Annotated in this window: 25 protein-coding genes, 1 tRNA gene and 2 rRNA genes; 7 read left to right on the top strand and 21 right to left on the bottom strand. The window is 59.8% G+C overall.

All coding sequences use genetic code 11. From position 1 onward, the window contains the following. Positions 1-29: 29 nt before the first annotated feature. From CKW24_RS26900 to dapA, 7 genes are all read right to left on the bottom strand, one after another. Positions 30-1,031 (bottom strand): SUMF1/EgtB/PvdO family nonheme iron enzyme, encoded by a 1,002-nt coding sequence (locus tag CKW24_RS26900; RefSeq protein WP_095171835.1) that lies wholly within the window; start codon positions 1,029-1,031, stop codon positions 30-32. A gap of 443 nt (positions 1,032-1,474) precedes the next feature. Continuing rightward, complete coding sequence (locus CKW24_RS26895; protein WP_143501303.1) at positions 1,475-1,969, bottom strand: inovirus-type Gp2 protein; 495 nt, start codon at positions 1,967-1,969, stop codon at positions 1,475-1,477. A 406-nt stretch (positions 1,970-2,375) separates the two neighbouring features. Continuing rightward, positions 2,376-2,465: transfer RNA gene (locus tag CKW24_RS26890), tRNA-Ser, on the bottom strand. Between the two features lie 83 nt (positions 2,466-2,548). Further along, positions 2,549-3,262: a phosphoribosylaminoimidazolesuccinocarboxamide synthase gene (gene purC / locus CKW24_RS26885; RefSeq protein WP_095171833.1), complete on the bottom strand. Its 714-nt coding sequence runs from the start codon at positions 3,260-3,262 to the stop codon at positions 2,549-2,551. Positions 3,263-3,290: 28 nt separating this feature from the next. Beyond that, positions 3,291-4,049 (bottom strand): MBL fold metallo-hydrolase, encoded by a 759-nt coding sequence (locus CKW24_RS26880; RefSeq protein WP_095171832.1) that lies wholly within the window; start codon positions 4,047-4,049, stop codon positions 3,291-3,293. 4 nt (positions 4,050-4,053) lie between these two features. Beyond that, entirely contained in the window at positions 4,054-5,169 is a 1,116-nt protein-coding gene (gene bamC / locus CKW24_RS26875; RefSeq protein ID WP_095171830.1) for an outer membrane protein assembly factor BamC, read from the bottom strand. A 17-nt stretch (positions 5,170-5,186) separates the two neighbouring features. After that, positions 5,187-6,065, bottom strand: a complete 879-nt coding sequence (gene dapA / locus CKW24_RS26870; protein ID WP_095171828.1) for a 4-hydroxy-tetrahydrodipicolinate synthase — start codon at positions 6,063-6,065, stop codon at positions 5,187-5,189. A gap of 328 nt (positions 6,066-6,393) precedes the next feature. Here dapA and CKW24_RS26860 point away from each other — a divergent pair, with 328 nt between their 5' ends. Both CKW24_RS26860 and CKW24_RS26855 read left to right on the top strand, forming a co-directional pair. Then, positions 6,394-6,954 (top strand): glycine cleavage system protein R, encoded by a 561-nt coding sequence (locus CKW24_RS26860; RefSeq protein WP_095080353.1) that lies wholly within the window; start codon positions 6,394-6,396, stop codon positions 6,952-6,954. An 11-nt stretch (positions 6,955-6,965) separates the two neighbouring features. Further along, positions 6,966-7,439: a peroxiredoxin gene (locus CKW24_RS26855; RefSeq protein ID WP_095171825.1), complete on the top strand. Its 474-nt coding sequence runs from the start codon at positions 6,966-6,968 to the stop codon at positions 7,437-7,439. A 112-nt stretch (positions 7,440-7,551) separates the two neighbouring features. Here CKW24_RS26855 and CKW24_RS26850 read toward each other — a convergent pair whose 3' ends face one another. Further along, complete coding sequence (locus CKW24_RS26850; protein ID WP_095171823.1) at positions 7,552-8,622, bottom strand: AI-2E family transporter; 1,071 nt, start codon at positions 8,620-8,622, stop codon at positions 7,552-7,554. A gap of 27 nt (positions 8,623-8,649) precedes the next feature. Beyond that, positions 8,650-8,889, bottom strand: a complete 240-nt coding sequence (locus CKW24_RS26845) for a sulfurtransferase TusA family protein (RefSeq protein ID WP_095171822.1) — start codon at positions 8,887-8,889, stop codon at positions 8,650-8,652. Between the two features lie 97 nt (positions 8,890-8,986). Here CKW24_RS26845 and CKW24_RS26840 point away from each other — a divergent pair, with 97 nt between their 5' ends. Continuing rightward, positions 8,987-10,420, top strand: coding sequence for a M48 family metalloprotease (locus tag CKW24_RS26840; RefSeq protein ID WP_095171820.1), 1,434 nt, complete (start codon positions 8,987-8,989; stop codon positions 10,418-10,420). Positions 10,421-10,491: 71 nt separating this feature from the next. Here CKW24_RS26840 and flgE read toward each other — a convergent pair whose 3' ends face one another. The 6 genes from flgE to CKW24_RS26810 form a co-directional block, all read right to left on the bottom strand. Continuing rightward, on the bottom strand, positions 10,492-11,841 hold the full coding sequence (flgE, locus tag CKW24_RS26835) for a flagellar hook protein FlgE (protein ID WP_095171818.1): 1,350 nt from the start codon (positions 11,839-11,841) through the stop codon (positions 10,492-10,494). Positions 11,842-11,872: 31 nt separating this feature from the next. Further along, complete coding sequence (flgD, locus tag CKW24_RS26830) at positions 11,873-12,598, bottom strand: flagellar hook assembly protein FlgD (RefSeq protein ID WP_095171817.1); 726 nt, start codon at positions 12,596-12,598, stop codon at positions 11,873-11,875. A gap of 15 nt (positions 12,599-12,613) precedes the next feature. After that, complete coding sequence (gene flgC / locus CKW24_RS26825; RefSeq protein WP_095171815.1) at positions 12,614-13,057, bottom strand: flagellar basal body rod protein FlgC; 444 nt, start codon at positions 13,055-13,057, stop codon at positions 12,614-12,616. A gap of 3 nt (positions 13,058-13,060) precedes the next feature. Beyond that, positions 13,061-13,468 (bottom strand): flagellar basal body rod protein FlgB, encoded by a 408-nt coding sequence (gene flgB / locus CKW24_RS26820; RefSeq protein WP_095171814.1) that lies wholly within the window; start codon positions 13,466-13,468, stop codon positions 13,061-13,063. Between the two features lie 253 nt (positions 13,469-13,721). Next, positions 13,722-14,549 carry a protein-glutamate O-methyltransferase CheR gene (cheR, locus tag CKW24_RS26815; RefSeq protein WP_095171812.1) on the bottom strand — a complete coding sequence of 276 codons (828 nt, stop codon included), beginning with the start codon at positions 14,547-14,549 and terminating at the stop codon, positions 13,722-13,724. A gap of 46 nt (positions 14,550-14,595) precedes the next feature. Continuing rightward, entirely contained in the window at positions 14,596-15,528 is a 933-nt protein-coding gene (locus tag CKW24_RS26810) for a chemotaxis protein CheV (RefSeq protein ID WP_095171810.1), read from the bottom strand. Positions 15,529-15,609: 81 nt separating this feature from the next. Between CKW24_RS26810 and flgA the strand changes: the two genes are divergently transcribed. The 4 genes from flgA (at position 15,610) to CKW24_RS26790 (ending at position 18,207) form a co-directional block, all read left to right on the top strand. After that, positions 15,610-16,371, top strand: coding sequence for a flagellar basal body P-ring formation chaperone FlgA (gene flgA, locus CKW24_RS26805; protein ID WP_095171808.1), 762 nt, complete (start codon positions 15,610-15,612; stop codon positions 16,369-16,371). Between the two features lie 152 nt (positions 16,372-16,523). Then, positions 16,524-16,847 carry a flagellar biosynthesis anti-sigma factor FlgM gene (flgM, locus tag CKW24_RS26800; protein WP_095171843.1) on the top strand — a complete coding sequence of 108 codons (324 nt, stop codon included), beginning with the start codon at positions 16,524-16,526 and terminating at the stop codon, positions 16,845-16,847. A gap of 50 nt (positions 16,848-16,897) precedes the next feature. Further along, positions 16,898-17,365, top strand: a complete 468-nt coding sequence (locus tag CKW24_RS26795; RefSeq protein WP_095171806.1) for a flagella synthesis protein FlgN — start codon at positions 16,898-16,900, stop codon at positions 17,363-17,365. 95 nt (positions 17,366-17,460) lie between these two features. Then, positions 17,461-18,207, top strand: a complete 747-nt coding sequence (locus CKW24_RS26790) for a flagellar brake protein (RefSeq protein ID WP_095171805.1) — start codon at positions 17,461-17,463, stop codon at positions 18,205-18,207. Positions 18,208-18,269: 62 nt separating this feature from the next. Here CKW24_RS26790 and CKW24_RS26785 read toward each other — a convergent pair whose 3' ends face one another. The 6 genes from CKW24_RS26785 to CKW24_RS26760 all read right to left on the bottom strand — a co-directional run. Further along, on the bottom strand, positions 18,270-19,652 hold the full coding sequence (locus CKW24_RS26785; RefSeq protein ID WP_095171803.1) for an MFS transporter: 1,383 nt from the start codon (positions 19,650-19,652) through the stop codon (positions 18,270-18,272). Between the two features lie 71 nt (positions 19,653-19,723). After that, entirely contained in the window at positions 19,724-20,965 is a 1,242-nt protein-coding gene (locus CKW24_RS26780) for a glutamine synthetase family protein (protein ID WP_162530220.1), read from the bottom strand. Positions 20,966-21,196: 231 nt separating this feature from the next. Beyond that, positions 21,197-21,889 (bottom strand): sensor histidine kinase KdpD, encoded by a 693-nt coding sequence (locus tag CKW24_RS26775; protein ID WP_095171800.1) that lies wholly within the window; start codon positions 21,887-21,889, stop codon positions 21,197-21,199. Then, entirely contained in the window at positions 21,886-23,490 is a 1,605-nt protein-coding gene (locus tag CKW24_RS26770; RefSeq protein ID WP_095171798.1) for a tetratricopeptide repeat-containing response regulator, read from the bottom strand. The genes CKW24_RS26775 and CKW24_RS26770 overlap by 4 nt, the downstream gene beginning before the upstream one ends. Positions 23,491-23,730: 240 nt before the next feature. Next, positions 23,731-23,846, bottom strand: a 5S ribosomal RNA gene (gene rrf / locus CKW24_RS26765). A gap of 168 nt (positions 23,847-24,014) precedes the next feature. Further along, positions 24,015-24,121: ribosomal RNA gene (locus CKW24_RS26760) — 23S ribosomal RNA — on the bottom strand; the annotation flags it as partial.

Below are 24,121 nucleotides of genomic sequence, written 5' to 3'. Positions count from 1 at the left end.
GTATTGATAGCGCCCTCATTGTTTCTGCTCTATAGCGGCTGATCGGATTGCACTGAACAGCGAAAGCTATAGCCTGGGGCGTGCCGTTTTCTTACAGGTTCATCTGCCCACCGTCGTACGGTACTCGCGCTGAGCAATGGGTCTTCGCCATACCCCGAACCCCTACGAATTCTGAGTGTGCCTGTCTCGGGGCCGGCAGGGTTTATCAGTGGTGACACCCGGTAATAGTCTTTGTCGTACCAATCATTGACCCAGTCAGTGGCATTTCCGGACAGGCTGTAAATCCCCAAGGGGTTGGGGACAAAGCTATCCACTGCAAAGGTGAGGCGCTCACCTTTACCCGATGCAGGAAAATTGCGTCCGTAGTTTAAACTGCCATTGTCGGTGGAGAACGCCACATGCTGCCCCCGATTGCGGGCGGCATATTCCCACTGAGCCTCTGTGGGCAGATCCACTGAAAAACCACTGAGCGCCCCCAACCAACCGCAGTAATCTTTGGCTTCTTGCCAGCTTTGGACAGGCGCTGGCAGCTTGGGCGCGTAAATAATTTCCTTCAGGTCTTCTCGCTTGCGATTTTCCGCATCAAACAACGGTTTGCCATGAGCAATAAAGAACAAGTCGAAATCACCCAGTGTTGTTTGGAATTTCGACAGGGAGTAACTGCTCAGTTTAACGGGATGAACGAAGTCGTCATCACCGTCCATGCTGATATGCCCCATCCGTTCCGGGTCCACACCGCATGGCCAGTCGCACATATTTGTAGGGTCATCGTCATAAGGCCAACCAAAATCCCCCATCTGAAACTCCCCCCCCTCGACAAACACCATATTGTCCAATGACTGCACCACGGTATTCAGTAGCTTGCCACGAACCTCGGTGGAGAGTTTTGGGTATTTCTGCTCAATGGTCGCAGCGATCTGGGCGACTTTATCCGGCGAGAGCTTCTGGCTTTTTGGCAGTGAGGAGGATTGCGCTTGACAGCCTGTTAGCAGCAGTAAAGTGCAAAGGGGTAGTAAAACGCGCTCGACCATTGAAATGTCCTTATACGTACTAACTGAAAGTTCAAATCTTATCATTTTTTATGCAAGGTAAAAACTTCAAATACCCGCACCTTATCTACCAAAACACCTTACCCTAAAAATACAGATGTACGAACAACCCTTTATGCAGCACCCAAAATAAACAGATTTATTTAGCTGACTTTTTCTGAGAACACCCTGCCCGCTTACGATGCGCCCACCGACCAAAACCAAACCGTCACTATGCGCAAGAAGTTGCACAATCAGCTGCTGATAACTCTGTGAACAAACATTACAGTACACGCACTTAAAAACTCACAGACTAGTGCGCAATAAGTTGCGCAGCATCGCGTAACTTATTGCGCGCCTTTATTGATAATTGCGGCGACAATGACCGAGCGATAGCAGCCATTACGGGGGGGGCATACCGCAGATGCTCCCTTCCACTTAGATATTTATTTGATTCGATTGCCTAGCCTTATGCCCACAAACAGAGTGTCTCTCACGTTGCTGCAGATGGAAAAAAAGCATTCAGTATCACGATTGAGGAACACAATGCAGTGGTAATGAGGACGACAAGCCCGCCCCACTTCTCTCACCCAAAAGAGCCTCACGCAAGTGTCATGGGATGATCTATTGCGTATCCGCGCTCGCTCACGATCATGACTGATCTGTGCATCCAGTGACGCCTTGAAGCGTTGTATCACCTGATTGGTCACCGCATCATCAGGCAACGGCTTCCCACAGGGCAGCCTTAAGTCAAATCTGAAGGCAAATACACGGGCGTAGTCAGACAGAGCGTATTGCAGGGTCTGGCATAACTTTTCCAAGTACTGCCCAATGAAGGGGCCCTTGTCCACCATGAGCGGGTAGCCATCGTAGGTGCCCTCATGCCAGTAGCGCAGGTTCGTATTATCAGGGATGCGTTTGGGTTTGAATGAAAGGGTCATGACGGTATGTCCTGTTTGTTAGGTCATACCTCAAGCTGGTTGTTTTTAACTGGAGAGATTCAGATTCCAGGGTCCCCTCTCCGCCGGCGGGTACCTGTAGATTGATGGATGCTGGTTACCCTGTGCTGCAGGGAGCGACACAGGAGCCGACGGGCATGCACCTGGAATACCCCTCCCTCCTTATGGCCTTATGGACTCAACATGCGCTAGAGAGCGCTATGGCAGTGCCAATGCGACACAAACGACGACCCTGGGGCCTGACGCACTCGCCAGCACGGCAAAGTACTAGATCCCGAGCCATCTAACGACACGGATATCTTTCCAAAATCCACATGGGGGAAAAATGAGGGAACAGAAACCACAGAATGCAAAAAGGCCCCGTAAACGGGGCCTTTAGGCTAAATAATGGCGGAGAGATAGGGATTCGAACCCTAGGTACCGGTGAAGGTACAACGGATTTCGAATCCGTCCCATTCGGCCACTCTGGCATCTCTCCAACGGCGCGCATCATAACAGCAGGTTCACCGAATGCAAACCCTAAAGTGAATTTTTTTCCGTGCTATCAGATGCTTGCGTCGATTACAGCGGTACGCCAAGGCGGTTGGCGACTTCTTCGTAGGCTTCGATTACGTCGCCCAGACCCTGGCGGAAGCGGTCCTTGTCCATTTTCTTGCCGGTGGCCTTGTCCCACAGGCGGCAGCCGTCCGGGCTGAATTCGTCACCCAGGACGATGCTGCCGTCATGGAACACGCCGAATTCGAGCTTGAAGTCGACCAGCAGCAGGCCTGCGTCGTCGAACAGCTTGCTCAACACTTCGTTGACCTTGAGCGACAGTTCTTTCATGCGCACCAGTTGCTCGGCGGTGCCCCAACCGAATGCCACGACGTGGGATTCGTTGATGAACGGGTCGCCCTTGGCGTCGTCCTTGAGGAACAGTTCGAAGGTGTAAGGGTTGAGCTTCATGCCCTCCTCCACACCCAGGCGCTTGACCAGGCTGCCGGCGGCGTAGTTACGCACGACGCATTCAACCGGGATCATGTCCAGCTTCTTCACCAGGCACTCGTTGTCGCCCAGCAGCTTGTCGAATTGGGTCGGCACGCCGGCTGCTTCGAGTTTCTGCATGATGAAGGCGTTGAACTTGTTGTTCACCATGCCTTTGCGGTCGAGCTGTTCGATGCGCTTGCCGTCGAACGCCGAGGTGTCGTTGCGAAACAGCAGGATCAAGCGGTTAGCGTCGTCGGTCTGGTAAACCGACTTGGCTTTGCCGCGGTAGAGTTCTTCACGTTTTTCCATGATGGGCTCCGCTTGCTAAGTAGATGGGCTAGGCGATATGTCGCCAGTCGAGCCCTGAATCTTGATCGGCCAGTTGCAGCCAGTCCGGGTCGCACCCAAGGGTGTCGACAAAACATTGCCGGGCCAGCTGCGGCAGGTTGTTCTTGCTGCTCAGATGGGCCAGTACCAGGTGTTGCAGGTCTTTCCAGCCCAACTCGGACACCAGGAATGCCGCCTGGTGGTTGTTCAAATGTCCCAGTTCGCCACCCACCCGCTGCTTGAGAAAGGTCGGGTAGTGACCCCGAGCCAAGCGGTCGCGGCAGTGGTTGGACTCGATCATCAACGCATCGAGGTCCTTGTAGCCGTCCAGCACGGTGGCGCAGTACGAACCCAGGTCGGTCAGCAGGCCAAAGCGCCGGGTGCCGTCACTGAAGACGTACTGCGTCGGTTCCTGCGCGTCGTGGGCCACGGCGATCACGCCAATCTCCAGCCCGCCGATCTGCAGCTGGTCGCCCCCGGCCACGAACCCTGCCGGATCAACCGGCTTGCGCATCCCGCGCAAGGTGCCACGACTGAGGTAAACCGGAATATTGTAGCGCCGAGACAGCAAACCCACGCCATGCACGTGGTCGGCATGTTCGTGGGTCACCAGAATCGCGCTCAGTTGCGCCGGGTTTATCCCCAGGCGCAGCAGGCGTTTTTCGGTTTCTCGCAGGGAGAAACCACAATCGACCAGCACGACGGTGTCGTCACTGGCTATCAGCGTGCCGTTCCCTTGGCTACCGCTGCCGAGAACGGCAAAACGCATCGGATCAGCCCAGGTTGTCCTGAATCACGCCCAACACTTTGCGCGCCACTTCAGCCGGCGCAACGGTGTTGATGTCTTTTTCGACGGTCACCTGGACGTTCTCGCCAACCTTGCTCAGGCGCACCTGGTAACGCTCGGCGCGCGCCTCGACTTCTTCCTTGACCGGAGAGCTGCCGAACAGGCTGGCGAAGAAGCCTGGCTTCTCGTCCTTGCGCTCGGCTTTTTCGGCCAGGTTGATGTAGTACAGGCCCAGGCTGCGGTTGATGTCTTCCACACGCCATTCGCCCTGCTCCAGCGCGCGACCCACGCTCGACCAGGCACGGTCGAGGTCGTTGCCGACGTTGAGCACCGGGTTGCCGCTGCCGTCTTCGATCAGGCTGACACGGCTTGGGGCATCGAAATCACGGGAAGCGAGCATCGACACCGAACCGCCCTTCTCGGAGATGCGGCTCATGCTGACCAGCATGTCGTCGACCAGCGCAGCGTCCAGGCCAGTGTTGACCGAACGGTTGGTGAAGGCCACGTCGTCGCTGCTGCCAGCAGGACGCTCGGCGCTGACCACGTAGACTTCACTGGTGTTGCGCTGCACGCCTGGCTCGATGCGCACCCGTACCCGGGTTTCGGCATCGGCGGCCACGCCGGCGCTGGCCAGGCGTTTGGTCATGGTTGCCGACAGTTCGTCGGAACGCTGCCAGGTGGTGGTGAATTCGCCGGTTTGCGGACGCTGCTGGTCCAGGCGGAAACCGTTGTCCTGGAAGAACTGCACCGCCACTGGCCAGACTTCGGCCGGAGGACGCTGCGCCATTACCCAGCGCGAGTCGCCGCTTTTCTGCAGGCTGTAGTCGCTGGCCTCGGCAATCGCCGTCAACGGCTGCGGACGTGGCACCACGTACTCGCCCTTGACGGTGTCGTCGGCCACGTTGCGCGGGATTGGCAGCAGTGGGTCCAGACGCTTGGCGGTCTGGACATCCGGCGGCAGTTGCATCGGGGCAGTCTGTTGCGCTTCGAGGTAATCGCTACCACGGTCACGGAAATAACCTTCCGGGCCCCAGACCCATCCACAGCCACTGGTGCTGGAGATAATCAAGGCAAGTGCGGAAAGTCCGGCCAGTCGCTTCATGCGTATTACTTCCTCAATTAAACCAATACGCCGGACTGGCGCAGGGCCTGTCGCAGCGGTTCGTGACAGGCTTCGCTGAGCCAGGTGAGCGGCAGACGGATACCGTCCGGCATCAAGCCCATCTCATGCAGCGCCCATTTCACGGGGATAGGGTTGGACTCGATAAACAGGGTTTTATTGAGTGGCATCAGTTTTTCGTGGATCGCCCGTGCGGTCACGGCGTCACCCTTGAGGGCAGCGTTGCACAGGTCGGCCATGTCGCGTGGGGCAACGTTGGCGGTCACCGAGATGTTGCCTTTGCCGCCCAGCAGGATCAGCTCCACGGCAGTCGCGTCGTCACCGGAGAACACCAGGAAGTCTTCGCTCACGCCATCGAGGATGGCCTGGGCGCGGGACAGGTCGCCGGTGGCTTCCTTGATCCCGATGATGTTGTTCACGGTCGACAGGCGGATCACGGTCTCGGCCTGCATGTCGCACGCCGTGCGGCCCGGCACGTTGTAGAGGATCTGCGGGATGTCGACGGCTTCGGCGATAGCCTTGAAGTGCTGGTACAGGCCTTCTTGCGTCGGCTTGTTGTAGTACGGAGTCACCAGCAGGCAGGCGTCGGCGCCGGCGGTCTTGGCATTGGAGGTCAGCTCGATCGCTTCACGCGTCGAGTTGGCGCCGGTACCGGCGATCACCGGGATACGACCGGCTACCTGCTTGACCACATAACGAATCACTTCGATGTGTTCGTTTACGTCGAGGGTTGCCGACTCACCAGTAGTACCGACGGCCACGATGGCGTGGGTGCCGTTTTGCAGGTGAAAGTCTACCAGTTTGCTGAGGCTGTCCCAGTCCAGACGACCCTGTGCATCCATGGGTGTGACCAGTGCCACCATACTGCCCGCAATCATGCAACCGCTCCTGCCGGAAAAAGAGAGCGGTAATGGTACTGGCGCCAAGATGCTTGCACAAGCGAAGTACTGCGCTCATGCCATTCCCCTTGGCGCCGCTTTTCGCTACCCTTCAGACTTTGATCAGTACCGACAGGCTCATGTGCCGGGTTCAAGCCTCCATTTTCGGCTCCACAAGCCCCGCCCCTGCGTTGCCATCTACCCGAACTCACCTTGTTTGAGCTCGCAGCAACCCTCTGGCTCGGGCTTTGTTGATAACGCATCCGGACCCACACCCGACGAATCAGCCTATAAACGTACCGACCGCTCATCGCTTTAGGAATGCTGCATGTCCACCCCCACAGTTCGCGAACAATTCCTTGTCATCAGTGCCCTCGGCGCCAACCCCATGGAGCTGACTAACGTCCTGTGCCGCGCCAGCCATGAAAATCGCTGCGCCGTGGTCACCTCCCGCCTGACTCGCCATGGCGAGTGCAGTGCACTCATCCTGGAGATTTCCGGTTCCTGGGACGCCCTGGCGCGCCTGGAAGCCGGTCTGCCGAGCCTGGCCAAGAAACACGCCTTCACCGTCAACGTGGTACGCAGCGCGGCGCTGGAAAATCGCCCGCAAGCCCTGCCGTATGTGGCGTACGTCAGTTCTGCCTACCGCTCGGACATCGTCAATGAGCTGTGCCAGTTTTTCATCGACCATAACGTCGAGCTGGAAAACCTGACCTGCGACACTTATCAGGCCCCCCAGACTGGCGGCACCATGCTCAACGCCACCTTTACCGTGACCCTGCCGGCCGGTGTGCAGATCAGTTGGCTGCGCGATCAGTTCCTCGATTTCGCCGACGCGCTGAACCTGGACGCGCTGATCGAACCGTGGCGCCCACAGAACCCAATGTAAGGAAGCTTTCCATGGCCGTCGCTATCGACCAACCGGTCGCCGACTTCGAAGTCCCCGCCACCAGCGGGCAGACCGTCAGCCTGGCCGCCCTCAAGGGCAAGCAGGTGGTGATCTACTTCTATCCCAAGGACAGCACCCCGGGCTGCACCACCGAGGGCCAGGGTTTTCGTGACCAGTACCCGCAGTTTCTCGCGGCCAACACCCAAGTGTTCGGCGTTTCCCGCGATAGCCTGAAGTCCCACGAGAACTTCAAGTGCAAGCAGCAATTCCCCTTCGAGCTGATCAGCGACAAGGACGAAGCCCTGTGCCAGCTGTTCGACGTGATCAAGCTGAAGAAGCTGTATGGCAAGGAATACATGGGGGTTGATCGCAGCACCTTCCTGATCGACCAGCACGGTGTTCTGCGTCAGGAATGGCGTGGCGTGAAGGTGCCGGGGCATGTGGAAGCCGTGTTGGCCGCGGCGCAGGCGTTGGCCAAGGGCTGATTTATTCGGCGTCTGCGATGACGCCATCGCGAGCAGGCTCGCTCCCACAGGGGTTGCATAGATCCTGTGGGAGCGAGCGCCCGCTTGCGGCTTGCTCGCGATGAGGCCCGCGCTACAACAACGGCGCCACCACCGGTTCCTTGCGCGGCCAGGCATCCAGCACGGCCTTGAACAGGGTCGCCAGGGGAATCGCGAAGAACACGCCCCAAAACCCCCACAGCCCACCGAACAGCAGCACCGCACAGATGATCGCCACCGGGTGCAGGTTGACCGCTTCGGAGAACAGCAACGGCACCAGCACGTTGCCATCCAGGGTCTGGATGATCCCGTAGACCGCCATCAGGTAGATGAACTGATCGCTCCAGCCCCACTGGAACAAGGCAATCAGCATCACCGGCACCGTCACCACCACCGCGCCGACATAGGGCACCACCACGGACACCCCGACCAACAGCGCCAGCAGCGCCGAGTAGTTGAGGCCCATGGCGACAAAACCGATGTAGGTCACCCCGCCGCAGATCGCCATTTCCATGACCTTGCCACGAATGTAGTTGGCGATCTGGCGGTTCATTTCCTGGCCGACCCGGGTAATCAGCGCCCGCTCACGCGGTAGGTAGCCGCGCACCCAGCGGCCGATCATGGCCCGGTCCTTGAGGAAGAAGAACACCAGGATCGGCACCAGCACCAGGTAGATCATGATGTTGACCAGCAGGGGCAGGCTCGACAGCGAGAAGGTCAATGCCCACTGGCCAAACTTGCCGATTTCGCTGCGCGCCACCTCGATGGCCTGCAGCACCTGCTCGTCGGACACCAGGTGCGGATATCGCTCTGGCAGCAACAGCAGCAGCGACTGCCATTTGGCGAGCATCCCGGGCAGTTCGTTGAACAGAGTGATGAACTGGTGCCAGAGCAAGGGCAGCACCACCACGATAAACACCAGCAACACGCCCATGAACAACGCGAACACCAGCCCCACCGCGACCCCGCCGGGCAGGCGCAGGCGCTCCAGGGTGCTGACCAGGCCCTGCATCAGGTACGCCAGGACCATCCCCGCCAGCACCGGTGCGAGCATCCCGCCCAGGGTCAGCACGGCAGTGAAGGCCAGGACCAGGAGGACGGCCAGCACCACCGCTTCTTCGTCGGAGAAGTAGCGCTGAATCCAGTCGCGTAGCACTTTGAACATCAATGATCCTTATGGGTAGGCGGCCAGTCAGGCTTTTTTCAGCCAGTAGCGATAGACACCGGCTGCGTCTTCTTCGCGCAGCAGGGTATGACCGGCCAAACGGGCAAAGGTGCGAAAGTCGCGTTGCGAGCCGGCATCGGTGGCGATCACCTTGAGCACGGCGCCACTGGGCAAGCCATTGAGCGCCATCTTGGCCTTGAGCAGCGGCAATGGGCAATTGAGCCCACTGGCGTCCAGTTCGGCATCATGGGCTACAGCGTCGGTCATTACTTCACTCCGCACAGGTGATTGAGCCGCCTAGAATATCTGGTCCCGAGGCAAGTGTCCGGCTACAGTAAGCTCTTTGTCGACTAAGGCTTTGTGCATGACTTTTCTGCGCCCCACGCTGCTGACGCTCGCTTGCCTGCTTGCCTCACCAGGCTTCGCCGACGACTTGCCGTCACTTGGCGACGCCAGTTCTGCCATCGTCTCGCCCCAGCAGGAACATGACCTGGGGCGCGCCTGGCTGGCCATGTTGCGCAGCCAGGTGTCACAACTCAATGACCCACAACTGAAAAACTACGTGGAAACCAGTGTCTATCGCCTGGTGGAAACCAGTCAGCTGAACGACCGGCGTCTTGAGTTCATCCTGATCAACAGCCCGCAGCTCAACGCCTTCGCCGCGCCAGGCGGGATTGTCGGGGTCAACGGTGGCCTGTTTCTCAACGCACAGACCGAAGGCGAATACGCCTCGGTCCTGGCCCACGAATTGGCGCACTTGTCGCAACGCCACTTCGCCCGCGGCGTAGAAGCCCAGCAACGCATGCAAGTGCCGATGATGGCCGCCCTGCTCGCCGGGATCATCGTCGCCGCGGCCGGCGCCGGTGACGCCGGGATCGCGGCAATCGCCGGGACCCAGGCCGCGGCAATCCAGGAGCAACGGCGCTTCTCCCGGCAGAACGAGCAGGAGGCCGACCGCATCGGCATCGTCAACCTGGAGAAAGCCGGCTACGACCCGCGCTCCATGCCGAGCATGTTCGAGCGTCTGGGGCGCCAGTACCGCTTCGATGCCAAGCCGCCGGAATTCCTCCTGACGCACCCGGTGACCGAATCGCGGATCGCCGACACCCGTAACCGCGCCGAACAGGCACCCGTCGGCGGCAAGGAAGACACCCAGACCTACCAACTGATTCGCGCCCGCGTGCAGTTGTTCTACGAGGAAACCCCGGGGCTGGCCGCCAAGCGTTTTCGCGCGCAGCTGGACGACAACCCGAAAAACGACGTGGCGCGTTACGGCCTGGCCATTGCCCAGGTCAAGGCCGGCCAGCTCAGCGATGCCCGCGAGAGCCTCAAACCGCTACTGGCCAAGGCGCCCAACGAAATCATCTACAACCTGGCCCAGATCGACCTGGACATGGCCAGCAATCGCCTGCCCGACGCACAAAGCCGGGTCGACCGGATGCTCAGCCAGTTCCCGGGCAACTACCCGCTCAATCAGGTCCGGGTTGACCTGCTGCTCAAGCAGAATCGCCCGGCCGATGCCGAAAAAGCCCTGGAAGCCCTGCTCAAGACCCGCCCGGACGATCCGGATGTCTGGTACATGGTTGCCGAAACCCGTGGCCTGTCCGGCAACATCATTGGCCTGCACCAGGCGCGCGCCGAGTACTTCGCGCTGGTGGGCGACTATCGCCAGGCCATTCAGCAGTTGGACTTCGCCAAGCGACGCGCCGGCAGCAACTTCCCGCTGTCGTCACGGATCGATGCCCGGCAACGCGAGCTCATGGAACAGGAGCGGATGATCAAGGACATGATGGGCTGACCCTTCCCGCCCCCACGAAAAAGCCCCTCGACGAGGGGCTTTTTTTGTACCGCAGGCTTAACCCACCGGCATCAGGCCATCTGAATGATGGTCTGCATGATGGTGCTCTGGGTGGAGATGGTCTTGGCGTTGGCTTGGTAGTTGCTCTGGCCCTTGATCAGGTCCACCAGCTCATTGGTCAGGTTGACGTTGGAGTCTTCCAGCGAGTTGGACACCACCGAACCGAGGGTGCCGGTCTGGCCGGCGTCGTACGCGGCGAAACCGGACAGGTAGGTCTCCTTCCAACTGGTGCCACCGGCGGCCTGCAAGCCCTGCTCGTTGTTGAAGCTGGCCAGGGTGACCTGGCCGATCGCCTTGGACTTGCTGTTGCTGAAGTTGGCGAACAGCGTACCGGTACCGTCGATGGTCAGGTTGGTGATCTGGCCGGTGGCGTAGCCGTCCTGGGTCGGCAGGTTGCGGATGGTTGCCGAGTTGTACTGGGTGGTCAGGGCCAGGTCGTTGGTGACGCCGGTGGCATTGCCCACGGCACCGTTGGCCGTCCACACGCCATCCTTGACCGTACCCGGCGTCCAGACGCCCGCGCCCATGACAATCGAGTTGCCGCTGACGGTGTACGGGCTGCCGCTGGCCGGTGCGTCGATGTCCAGCAGCTTGCCGTCGGAACCGAAGTTCATGGTCATGGCAGTCTGGTTGCTCGGCGTTGCCGGCGAACCGAGGCCGGCCGGGACGAAGGCCGAGCCGTTCGGGTTGCGCCCCTCTACCAGGGTGTAGGTCTGCCAGGTGTTGGCACCGGTCTTGACCACGTACTGGTCCAGGTTGTGCTGGTTGCCCTGGCTGTCGTAGATCGGGGTGGTGAACATGTCGGTGTAGGTGTCGATCTTGGTCGGGTCGAACGGGGTGACCGCCGGATCGATGATCGGCTTGCTGGAGTTCAGGTTGATACTCGAGGAAATGTTGCCGGTGGTTTTCGGCTGCAGGTTCGCCTGGTCGATTTTCAGGTCGCCGATTACATCCTTGAGGATCTTGCCGTTCTCATCGACCGCATAACCCTGCAGGCGCGCGGTGCCAGCACTGTTGGTGATGAAGCCGTCCTTGTCGACGTTGAAGGTACCGGCGCGGGTGTAGGTCAGCGAACCGCCGTCGTTGAGCACGAAGAAGCCCGAACCACGGATGGCCATGTCCAGCACGTTGCCGGTGTTGGTCACATCACCCTGGCGAAATTGCTGGGAGACGTTGGCCAGGCTCACGCCACTGCCGATGGACTTGTTGCCGTTACCCAGCTTGCTTGCCGCGTACACGTCTTCGAATTCCACTCGGGAGGATTTGAAGCCGGTGGTGGCGACATTGGCGATGTTGTTGCCGGTAACGTCGAGTTGTTTGTTGGCCGCATAGAGACCGCTAAGGCCGATATTGAAAGACATATTCCACTCCTTGTTGCCGCGCTAGCCGGCTCTATAGACCAATGGTCTGTACTTTGGACAGGGCGATGGAGCCCATGTTGGCGAGGTTCAACATCATCTCGCCGCCGGTCTGGCTCAGGGTCACGCTGTTGACGGTCGCCGGCAGGTAGGTGATCAGGTCAGTTGCCTTGCCGTCGATCTGCGCACTGGCCTTGAAGGTGTAGGTACCCGGGTCGACTTTCTCACCCGCGGTGTTGGTGCCGTCCCAGACGAAACTGGCATTGCCCTGGGCCTGGCTGCCCAGCTCGATGGTTTTCACCGCCTTGCCGTCCTTGTCGCTGATGGTCACCGTGGTGCCAGCCACCGAGGCCGGGATAACCACCGAGCCGGTCATGCTCTTGGTGCTGTCGACATAGGCCGAGCCGGTTTGGACCACTACCGAACGGCCCACCAGCGACGACGCCTGCAGGGCCTGGGACGATTTGAACGAGCTCGAGATGTTGTTCACCGAGGAGTTCAGGGTAGTGATGCCTTCCAGGCTGCTGAACTGCGCCAGCTGGGCGACAAACTCGCTGTTGTCCTGCGGGTCGAGGGGGTTCTGGTTCTTCAACTGAGTCACCAGCAGTTGCAGGAACGCGTCCTTGCCCAGCTCATTCTTGCCGGTCTTGCTGCCGGCAGCGGCTGCCAGGCCGTCATTGCTGGTGTTGGTGACGGTGGTCTTGGAGTTCGCAAGAATGTCGTTGAGACTCAGGCCACTGGTGGAATCGGTAACACTCATCGACGCTGCCCCTTATCACTGACCGAGGGTCAGGACCTTCTGCATCATGGTCTTGGCGGTGTTCATCATTTCCGCGTTGGTCTGGAACGAACGGCTGGCGGAAATCATGTCGGCCATCTCTTCAACCACGTTGACGTTGGGGTAGTAGACGTAGCCCTTGGCGTCAGCCGCCGGATGGTTCGGCAGGTAGCGCGCTTCCAGATTGCTCTGGTCCTCGACCACGCCCAGCACTTGCACGCCCTGGCCGGCCGCGTCCTGGTTCTGGAACAGCGAGTCACCGCCGCCCGACTGGCCACCCTGGAACATGGTGGCAAATACCGGGTGCCGGGCACGGTAGGTCTGGTCGATGCTCGACGAGACGGTCTCGGCGTTGGCGATGTTACTGGCCACGGTGTTGAGGCGCGTGGTCTGGGCACTCATGCCACTACCGGCAATATTAAAAACACTCGACAGGGACATGAATTACTCTCCGCGCAGGGCCGCTACCAGCCCTTTGAATTTGCTATTGAGCAAGGTGAAGCTGGCCTGGAAGTTCACCGAATTCTCGGCGTAGTTGGCCTGTTCCAGTTGGGCGTCCACGGTGTTCTGGTCGATCGACGGTTGCATCGGCGTGCGGTACAGCAGCGACTCGTCACCGCTGCTCAGGCCCTGGGCTTCGATATGGCGGCTGTTGGTCTTGTTCAACGCGAAGCTGCCGTTCTTGCTCTTGTCGGCCTGGGCGGCCAGGACCGCCGAGAAATCCAGGTCCCGCGCCTTGTAGTTCGGCGTGTCGGCATTAGTGATGTTGTTGGCCAGCACTTCGGCACGCTGGGCGCGGAAGCTGAGGGCTTGTTGGTGGATACCGAGCGCTTTATCGAAGCTGATGCTCATGGCGCAAACCTTTGGGTGACCTGATTTTTCGTAACAGGCACAAAGCAAGCCCCGTGCCAGCTCGCCAGGCCCCGCAAACAGGGGCCTTGGCCGAAAGCGGCAAGGTGGCAATGCCAGAAAAGCGGCAAGCGTCTTCCGGCACCTGCCGCTTTTCTGCCGCCTTGGGCTGCTCGACAGGCGCGCTACAAGGATTGTGCAGCACGATAAAAAACGGGAGCCCCTGAGGACTCCCGCTTTTTTTGCCACCTGACCATCACTTGGCCTGGTAGATGATCCCCGGACTGCACTGGACCATCTGATAGTGATCCGGCAAGCCGTTGAGGGCTTCGGACGCGCCGAGGAACAGGTACCCGCCCGGCTTGAGCGTGCTGTGAATGCGCAACAGGATGTCCTTCTTCACTTCGGCAGAGAAGTAGATCAGCACGTTGCGGCAGAACACGATGTCGAACTTGCCCAGGCTGGCATAGCTGTCCAGCAGGTTGAACGAGCGGAACTCCACCCGGCTCTTGATCGGCGCCTTGACCGCCCAACGCCCCGGCCCTTTCGGGTCGAAGAAACGCTGCAGGCGCTCTGGCGAAAGACCGCGGCCAATCGCCAGGCTGTCGTACTCGCCGGACTTGCAGTTGTTCAGCATGGTCCCGGAAAGATCGGTGGCGACAATCTGCACCCCCATCCGCAACTGGCCCATGTTGGTCCGCTCGAACTCGTCGATCGACATCGACAGCGAATAGGGTTCCTGCCCCGACGAACAGGCCGCCGACCAGATCCGCAGGCGCTGGCCGGGACTGGCCTTGATCGCTTCGGGCAAGACCTTGTTCTTCAACACTTCAAACGGATAGGTGTCACGAAACCAGAGGGTTTCGTTGGTGGTCATCGCGTCCACTACCATCTCGCGCAACCCACCGCGCGGCTGGACTTGAATGCGCTGGACCAGCTCACCCAACGACTTGATACCTTGCTGTTCCATCAGTTTGTTGAGACGGCTCGAGACCAGATACTGTTTGTTTTCACCGAGCAAAATGCCACAGGCTTTTTCCAGGAAGACCCGGAACTGTTCGAAATCCAAATTACCCGTAGACAATGATGCCGCCTCTAAAATCGTGTTGATCGCCAGGGGCAAAGGCCACCTAGCTGATATCTGCTGCTTTGATCCGGTCGACTACCCGGGATGCCAGGTCATCAGGGCGGAACTTGGCCAGGAAGTCATCGGCACCGACTTTCTTGACCATCGCCTGATTGAATACGCCTGACAACGAAGTATGCAGGATGATGTGCAGCTTTTGCATGCGCGGGTCGTTGCGGATCTCGGCGGTCAGGGTGTAGCCGTCCATTTCCGGCATCTCGATGTCGGAAATCATCATCAGGAATTCCTCTTCCGGCTTCTTGCCCTCCTCCACAAGCTTGCGCAGGTAGTCCAGCGCCTGCCGGCCGTCGTTCAACGCCACGACCTCGACCCCGACCGTCTGCAGGCAACGGGAAACCTGCTTGCGCGCCACCGACGAGTCATCGACCGTCAGCACCCGCAGCGACAGCGCCTTGTGTTGCGTCTCGTCATCCACCACCCCGGCGGAAATCGCTTCCGGTGCCGGCGCCACTTCGGCCAGGACCTTCTCGACGTCGATGATTTCCACCAACTGATTGTCGACCCGCGTCACCGCCGTCAGGTAGTGATCGTGGCCCGTGCCCTTGGGTGGCGGATGGATCTCCTCCCAGTTCATGTTGACGATCCGCTCGACCGAGCGCACCAGGAACCCTTGGGTCTTGGTGTTGTACTCGGTGATGATCACAAAGGGATTGCTCTGGTCCTGCAACCCGCCCGACCCCGTGGCCATTGCCAGGTCCATGATCGGAATGGTTGCGCCCCGAATACTTGCCACACCGCACACGACAGGATTGGATTTGGGCATCAGGGTCAGTTTCGGGCATTGCAGCACTTCCCGAACCTTGAACACATTGATGCCATAGAGCTGCGGACCGTCGAGACGGAACAACAACAGCTCCAGGCGATTCTGCCCCACCAGTTGTGTGCGCTGGTTTACCGAATCCATTACACCAGCCATGCCCAGCCCCCTACACCAACGCTAAGTGTGTTGCGACGCACATTCATCACTAAACGGCACGGCGCTTGCTTTTTAACCGCTATGAACGTGAACACGACATTTTTCCGACGCCTGACCTCAACCTGCCGCCGATTGCTCGGCGCGGTTGCGGCGGCGTGCCTTTTCAACGCTGGCAGCCCTGCCCTTGCAGATCCGCTTACCTTGCCTGATCTACTTATCGGCGTCACTCAGGGCTTTCTTGAATTCACTGTTGAAGACTATCTGGCGTCCAGCCAAACCGAAGGCCGCTACGAGATCGAGGTCAAGCAACTCGATCCCCGTCTGCGCCTGCCGACCTGCGACAAGGAATTGACAGCGTCCCTGGAGAGCCCGGCCAAGCCAGTGGGCCGAGTCACGGTGAAGGTCCGTTGCGACGGCACCTCGCCCTGGACCGTGTTCGTGCCCGCGCAAGTCCGACTGTTCCGCGAGGTGGTGACCAGCACCCGCCCGCTCAAACGCGCCGCAATCATCGAGCCGGCGGATGTGATTCTGCGTGAGCGCGACATCAGCCTGATCAACCAGGGTTACCTGACCAATGTCGACCAGGCGATCGGGCAAAAAATTGTCCGACCAATGGTCAATGACCAGGTCATTACCCTGGTCCACCTGGAGCAGGCCGAAGTGGTACGCAAGGGCGATCAGGTGGTGATCACCGCCCGCAGTGGCACGCTCAGCGTACGAATGCCCGGGGAGGCGCTGGCCAATGGCGGCATGAACCAACAGATCCGGGTCAAGAACCTGAACTCCCAGCGGGTGATCAAGGCTCAGGTGATCGCCCCCGGCCAGGTTGAAGTGGCCATGTAGATAACTGGCGAAGGTGCCAGCCATTCCCTAAACTGTGCCTCACGCAGGGCAAATGCCGACGCGCCCGTGCTCATCGAGAAATGAGCCTAAAGTTTTTCGCGATTTTGCCGAAAACATGGCAAGCGTCCAAATTCCCAGAGGTTTTTCGCATCATGGTTATCGATTTCAGCCGTTTGAACAGCTCCCCCACGCTCACCAGCACGCGCACCAGTGCCAGCCAGGAATCTGCTGACGCCGCTCAAAACGCGCCGCCGTCGACCGAGACCCAACAGGTCGCGGCCAAACAGAGCGGGGAATCGGTCCACTTCAGCAACGAGGCCCAGCAGTTGCAGAAGATCAGCGACACGCTGCGCGATCAGCCCGCAGTCGACAAAGCCCGTGTGGCCGAGTTGAAAGCCGCGATTGCCGATGGCAGCTATAAAGTCGACAGCAACCGCGTCGCCAGCAAACTGCTCAACTTCGAAGCCCAGCGCTAGCCCACCAGGCTTGCGCCAGGCTTTTGGACGCTTAAAACCCAAGGCCAGCCATGCACGATAACAATTTACTGCAACTGATCACCGACGACCTTGAGCCAGCTCAACAGTTGCTCGATTTGCTGGGGCAAGAATCCCTGGCACTGCACGGTCGCGACATGCAACGGCTGGAGCAGATCCTTGCCAGCAAGCAAGGCCTGATCGTCCTGCTCGATCAGCATGGTCGTCGGCGCAGCGAAATACTCGCCAGCCTCAACCTGCCAACCGACACCAGCGGCCTGCAACAGCTGGCCGCCCAGTCCAGCCTCGGCGAGCAACTGCTGGCCCAGAGCGAGGCGCTCAATCATCTGCTTAACGAGTGCCAGAGCGCCAACGCGCACAACGGCCGCTCGATCCAGGTGCAACAAGCCTCCACTGCCCATCAATTGAGAATCCTCAATGGCGGCGAGTCTCCGACCCTTTATGACGCACGCGGCTCAACTGCCATGCTCGTGAAGCCGCGCCCACTCAGCCAGGCTTGACCTCGCCTCTGAGCGTGCTCTATCAAGGCGCGAAACATGCTGGCAGAATGCCGGCTCTTGCGTGTGACCGTATTCTGTCTGGAGAGTGATAAACCGTGTTCAATGCCTCAAGCGCGGAAGATGCTCCGCAGCCACCGAAAGTGCTCACGACACCTCTGGAAATCGCCAGTACCCTGCGCATGCTGCAAGAGAGCCATGATCCCCTGATCATCACGTTCCACGAGCGCAGCCAGCGCTTCCAGAGCTACCTGGTGGACGTCGATCGCGAAAGCGACATGATTGCCCTCGACGAAATGATCCCACGCGATGGCGAGCGTTTCCTGCTGGCGGGCGAACCGTTCCGGATCGAAGGCTTTCATGAAGGCGTGCGCATCGCCTGGGAGAGCAACGGCGTCCTGGCCATCGACGAAGCCAACGGTGGCCGCTGCTACCGCGGCACGCTGCCCGACGAGGTGGTCTACCACCAGCGCCGCAATGCTTTTCGCGCGGCCTTGAAGCTGGCGCAACTGGTCAATATTGAACTGGCTGGCGAGAAGCTCAAGGTGCCCCTGAGCGGCAAGTTGCTGGACATCTCCGCCACCGGCTGCAAGCTGCGTTTTGACGGCGACATCACCAGCGGGCTGCAATTGGGCCAGGTCTACGACCGCTTCCTGGCCGCCCTGCCCTTCGGCAGCATGACCACCTCGGTGGAGCTGCGTTACCTGCATCACGAAGAGCGGATCGACACCACCTTCGCCGGCGTGCGCTTTCACAACATGAGCGGCCTGGTGCAGCGCCAGGTCGAGCGTTTTGTCTATCAGTTGCAGCGTGAAGCCCGGCGTTTCGATAAAGACGATTTCTGATTCGCCAGGCAAAAAAAACGGGCAGCCCCTTGCGGTGACTGCCCGTTTTTTTTGCCTTCAGATCAAGGCCTGGCCCCAGTGAAGGTGTGGGGATGTTCATCGTCCGGCGGCGGATCGGTATTCGTCTGCTCGGCCTCGGTCCCCGCTTCGGTCTCCGGCTCAGGCTCGGGGTCAGGACTGGCACCGTTCTGCATCTGGTCCTGCACCACCTGCTCGTCGACCCGGGGATCGAGTGCAGCCACCAGTGGCGAACTGGACATGCTGTCCGGCATCGCCACGTGATGCAGCGGCGCGTCATCGACTTGATGCAGGTTGGTCACCGCTTTGGGCCGGATGCGCCAGACCAGGACCAGGGCGAAGAAGCTGAAAAACGCGTAGAGCATCTGGCTGCCGAAAAACTTCATCAGCACCCCCGCCACCAACGGCCCGATACTCGCCCCGACCCCGTATGTCACCAGCAACATCGCGGTCAGCGACACTCGCCGATCGCCCTCGACGTGGTCGTTGGAGAACGCCACCGCCAGCGGATACAGGCAGAACTGCACCAGCGAGCAGGCAAACCCGGCGATGAACAATACTTCCAGCGGCACCTTGGGCATGATCGCCAGAGGCAACGCAGCCAACGCCAGGCAAATGGCGAAGCTGCGAATCAGCACCGCCCGGTCGTAGCGATCCGACAGCCAGCCCAGCGGCCATTGCACCACCAGGCCGGCAAAGATGCAGCTACCCATGAACAGGCCGACCTGCTCGGTGGACAGCCCTTGCTGGGAGGCATAGAGCGGCGCCAGGCCATAGAACGAGCCGACGATCAGCCCCGCCCCGAGCACCGTGCTGAGGGACTGTGGCACCCGCTTCATGAAGAAGCGCGGCTCCATCGGCGCCGGATGCAAGGGCGCCGGGTGAATGCGTCGGGTCAGGGTCACGGGGACCAGGCACAGGGCAAAACACAAGGCGACCAGCATCAGCAACTCCAGGCCCAGGGACGGGTGCATGACCAGAATCAACTGGCCCAGCACCAAGCCCAGGTAGGAGGCGATCATGTAGCCGCTGAACACCATGCCCCGCTGCTTGGCGTCGGCCTGTTCGTTGAGCCAGCTCTCGATGACCATGTACTGGCACATCATGCCCAGGCCAACCACCATCCGCAGAATCAGCCAGGCCGGTAGCCAGTCCACCAGCCCATGCCCGAGCACGGCAGCCCCGACTATCCCGGCACAGGCGGAATAGGCCCGGATGTGTCCGACCCGGGCAATCAACCGGTGGCCGATCTTGCCGCCCAGGACCAGGCCGAAATAGTTGGCCGCCATCAATGCGCCGATCCACAGGCCGTCGACCTGGTCGGCGGCCAGGCGCAGGGCCAGGTAGGTGCTAAGCAAGCCCGAGCCGATCAACATCATCAGCGAAGCGAAATACAGCGCTCGAAAGGATTTCCAGATTTGGCGCATCGGCGTTCCGAGCGGCTCCTTGCAGTGAGGATCAGGCTACCTTCTACGATAGCCCGACAGCGGCGGGTCGGTTAGGCCTGGGCAGCTAAAACGCGCCGTTCCCAGGGAGTGATCTCATCAAAGAAGCTGGTCAACTCCATGGTCTTCGAGGCGATGTAGCCTTCGATGAATTCCATGCCGAACAGTTCCTTCGCCAATTGGCTACGTTTCAGACGTTCAAGAGCCGCATGCAAGGTACATGGCAGAGACAAACTTTCCGGCACGCTGAACTCGCCCTGGATTGCCGGGGTCGGTTCCAGCTGCTGCTCGATGCCGTGCAGCCCCGCGGCCAGGCTGGCGGCGATCGCCAGGTAAGGGTTGGCGTCGGCGCCCGGCAGGCGGTTTTCGACCCGACGCGCGGCTGGCGAACTGGCGGGAATACGTAATCCGGCGGCGCGGTTGTCATGGGACCAGCAGGCGTTGTTGGGTGATGCGTAGGGATGGCACAGGCGCTGGTAGGAGTTGACGTTCGGTGCGAACAGCGCTGTGAAGTCGGCCATGCCGGCCTGCTGGCCGCCGATGAAGTGACGGAACATCGCCGTTGGCTCGCCGGACTCGTCACTGAACACGTTGCGATCGGTGCCGAGCTCGACCACGCTCTGGTGAATGTGCATCGAGCTGCCGGCCGTGTGGGCCAGGGGCTTGGCCATGCAGACCACGGTCAAGCCATGCTTGAGCGCCACTTCCTTGAGCAGGTGCTTGAACAGGAACGTCTGGTCGGCCAGCAACAGGGGATCGCCGTGCAGCAGGTTGATCTCGAACTGGCTGACGCCCATTTCGTGCATGAAGGTGTCCCGCGGCAACCCCAACGCCGCCATGCTGGCGTAGACCTCATTGAAGAACGGACGCAAACCATTGTTGGAACTGATGCTGAACGCCGAAAGGCCGTCTTCGCGACGCCCGTCCAGGCCAATGGGCGGCTGGAACGGTTGGGTCGGGTCGGTATTGGGAGCGAACACAAAAAATTCCATCTCGGTCGCCACCACGGGCGCCAGGCCCAGCGCGGCATAACGAGCAACCACGGCCTTGAGCTGGCCACGGGTGGACAGCCGGGAGCTTGCGCCGCTCAACTCGTCGGCGTCACAGATCGCCAGCGCGCGCGGTTGGGCACTCCAGGGCAAACGATGGATCTGTTGCGGATCGGCATTGAGCGCGAGGTCACCGTCGTCGCTGCCGTAAAAACGTGGGGCGGGATAACCGCCCATGATGCATTGCAGCAGCACCCCCCGTGCCATCTGCAACCGTCGCCCCTCGAGAAATCCTGCGGCAGTCATCACCTTGCCGCGCGGCACCCCATTGAGGTCCGGGGTGACACATTCAACTTCATCAATGCCGGTCAATCGCTGTGCGAGAGAACCCTGGCCATCGGTCGTCATGACGCTATCCTTGGTATTGTGCAGGCCGTTAATGGCGATCCGCACAAAATAGGCATCAGCCGTTCGGAATATCAAGCACAACCGCTGAAAAGCTCAATCAGACTCTGTTGGCACAGGTTCTGTCACGCCTCAAGGCAGATAGAGACTGAACAAGCCGCCGCCCAAAGGCCCGCCATTACTGATTTCGGTACGCCCCGGCACGCCGTTGCGCTGGTGCAACTGGGCAATGCGCGCGGCAAAGTACAGGCCCAGGCCGGTGCTGCCGCTGGCCGGGTTAATGCCCTGTACGTACTGCTCCTGGCGCTCGATCATCTGGGCCGGATAGCCTTCGCCATCGTCATTGATGGTCAGCACCAACTGCCCGGTTTCTTCACCGACGCTGATCAGCAGTGACTGCCGGGCAAAACGGATCGCGTTGTTGATGGCATTGGCCAGCACCGTACCGATCAATTCGCGGTCGAAAAAACCCAGCGGACTCAAGGGATCGACTTCGTAGGTGACGAGAATGCCTCGACTCTTGAACACCTCTTGATGCGCGGCCAATTGGGCCTCGATGAAATCGTCCAGCTCATGGTAGTCCGGGCGTACGGGCAACTGATTGACGCCGAGCTTGTACAGACCGAGCAACTGCACCAGCATGCCGTTCAGATGAGCGAATTCGAAGTCGATCACGCCCTGCTCATCGGTTTGCTGTTGGGCACTGGGCAGCCGGGCGAGCCACTGGCCGTGCGCTTGCATCAGCACCGTCAGGGAATTCTTCATGTCGTGTACGGTGGAGGCAATCACCGTGGAAAAATCCAGCCCCTGATCAATCTCACTCATTGCTCAAACGCCTTGTTCTGCAGCTTCTGATAACGCGGATACCGCGAGTCGCTCTCGGGCATCAAGCCGACCATCTTCAAACACTTGCGACACTCCTCGAGCAATCCCGGATCGAGATCGGCCGTGACCCCATGCAACAACGCCTGCGCCATGTTGAGGGCAATGCTGATGTTCTTCGGCTGCAGCAACAAGGCACCGCGAAACAGCTCGCGGGCTTCGGTCAGGGCACCGGCCTTGTAGCTGCGCACGCCTTGGCGGTTGAGGTCTGCTGCGGCCGTACCCGAGTTGAGAATCGCCGGATCATCGGTCTGCCTGGCGATACCGCGCATCACCGCGGGGTCATCGCCGTAGATTTCCGCACAGTTCTTGAGCATCGAGTCGCTGGCCTGTGCCTGCCCCAACATCTTCAACTGCTTGGCCACCAGTAAGGCCGCATCGGCGCTCATGAACTGCTCCATGCCGTCGAGGCGAGTCAAGGCCTGCTCGGTGAGCTTGTCGGCCGTTTCCGCATCGTTGATCAGCAAACTGGTGGCTTTCATCAGCCGCGCGCGAATCTGTAACCCGGGATCACTGGGGTTTTCCTTGGCGACCGCGCTCAAGGTCTGGTTGATCTCCAGGCGGGCACGGGTGTCCAGGCCCCTTTCACTGCCCTTGCTGATCAACGCATGGGCCAGGCCGAGGTTGCTCTCTGGATCCTTGAAGCGCGACTGCGCGCCTTGCGAAACCGCCTGGCGATAGGCTTTGGCTGCGGTATCGAAGTCTTCGTTGCTCATGGCCAGCTTGCCTAGCAACGATTGCCGACGGACCGCCAGCGGGGAAAGACGCACAGCCTCCTCGAGCACCCGTTGTGCCGACTTGCTGTTGCCTTGCGCCACCAGGACATCGGCCAGCCCATCGTACAGACCGGGCATCATCGGGAAGACCTTCAACGCCTTTTCGTACAACGCTTTGGCTTGGGCGACCTGGCCGCGCTTGAACAGCAGGCGCCCCAACCCCACGTAGGCCCAGGGCAACGGACGGTCGGCAAGGATGCTGTTGTACAAACGTTCAAGCACTTCGTTCTGGTTCATGTCGCGCAATGCGTCGGCGCGATAACGCAGGCACAGCGGCGAGTAACGTGGGTCCTGCCTGCACAGGGCGATGCAGGCGTTGAGAACCTCGACCGGCTTGCCGCGATCCAGCGCTTGCATGATCGGCTTGAGCAAGGTCTTGCGCTGCTGCAACCGCTCCAGGCGCTGGGCCAGGCCGGCGCGGTTGAACGGCTTGGTCAGGTAGGCATCCGGCTCGTGCTCGAGGGCACTGAGCACCATGGCCTGGCTGCTCTCGGCAGTGACCATGACGAAGATACTTTCGTGGCTGATCAGTTTTTCGATCATCAGGTCTTCGAGTACCTGCTGGCCGTTCTTCTTGCCGTCGCCCAGATGGTAATCCTGCAGGATGAAGTCGTAGCGCTTCTGCGAGCACATGCGCAGCGCGACCTCGCCAGTGTCGGCCGTGTCGACATCTTTCACACCCAACTCGCGCAACATCGATCGGACTGAACTGCGGAAATCCGAGAAATCATCGACGATCAAAAAGCTCTTTTGGTGGTACGCCAGCATCGAAGATTCCAGGCAATTAAAAAGATGAACCACAAGGACGTGCTCAACTTCGCTGCCCGGTTTGGCATCGGATGAGACTACCGTCCATCGGTTATCGGCCGGACAGGGCAATCCCTTGAAGGTATCGGTGAAGATTCTTGGATTTACCTGAACAAAGATCGCGTGGGAAGGACGCTGAGTTTTTCGCGGACAAAAACAAAACCCCTACCTGCATACGCAGATAGGGGTTTCGGAATTTAATCTTGACGATGACCTACTCTCACATGGGGAAACCCCACACTACCATCGGCGATGCATCGTTTCACTGCTGAGTTCGGGATGGGATCAGGTGGTTCCAATGCTCTATGGTCGTCAAGAAATTCGGGTACTGAGTCGTGGCCAGATGGCCTCGCTTCAGCAAATTGGGGATGTGATAGCTTTTGGTGTTGTGCGTTGCTTTGAGCAGATTCGAACTTTCGGTTCGTTTCGTCTTCACACACCGCAATCTGATGCTCTTTCGAGTAATCAAATTGCTTGGGTGTTATATGGTCAAGCCTCACGGGCAATTAGTATTGGTTAGCTCAACGCCTCACAGCGCTTACACACCCAACCTATCAACGTCGTAGTCTTCGACGGCCCTTCAGGGGACTCA

Origin of the sequence: Pseudomonas sp. Irchel 3H3 (assembly GCF_900187635.1) — a bacterium.
Taxonomy (GTDB): domain Bacteria; phylum Pseudomonadota; class Gammaproteobacteria; order Pseudomonadales; family Pseudomonadaceae; genus Aquipseudomonas.
Note: the sequence above shows the minus strand (reverse complement) of the source record. Positions and strands in the feature narration are given on the sequence as shown.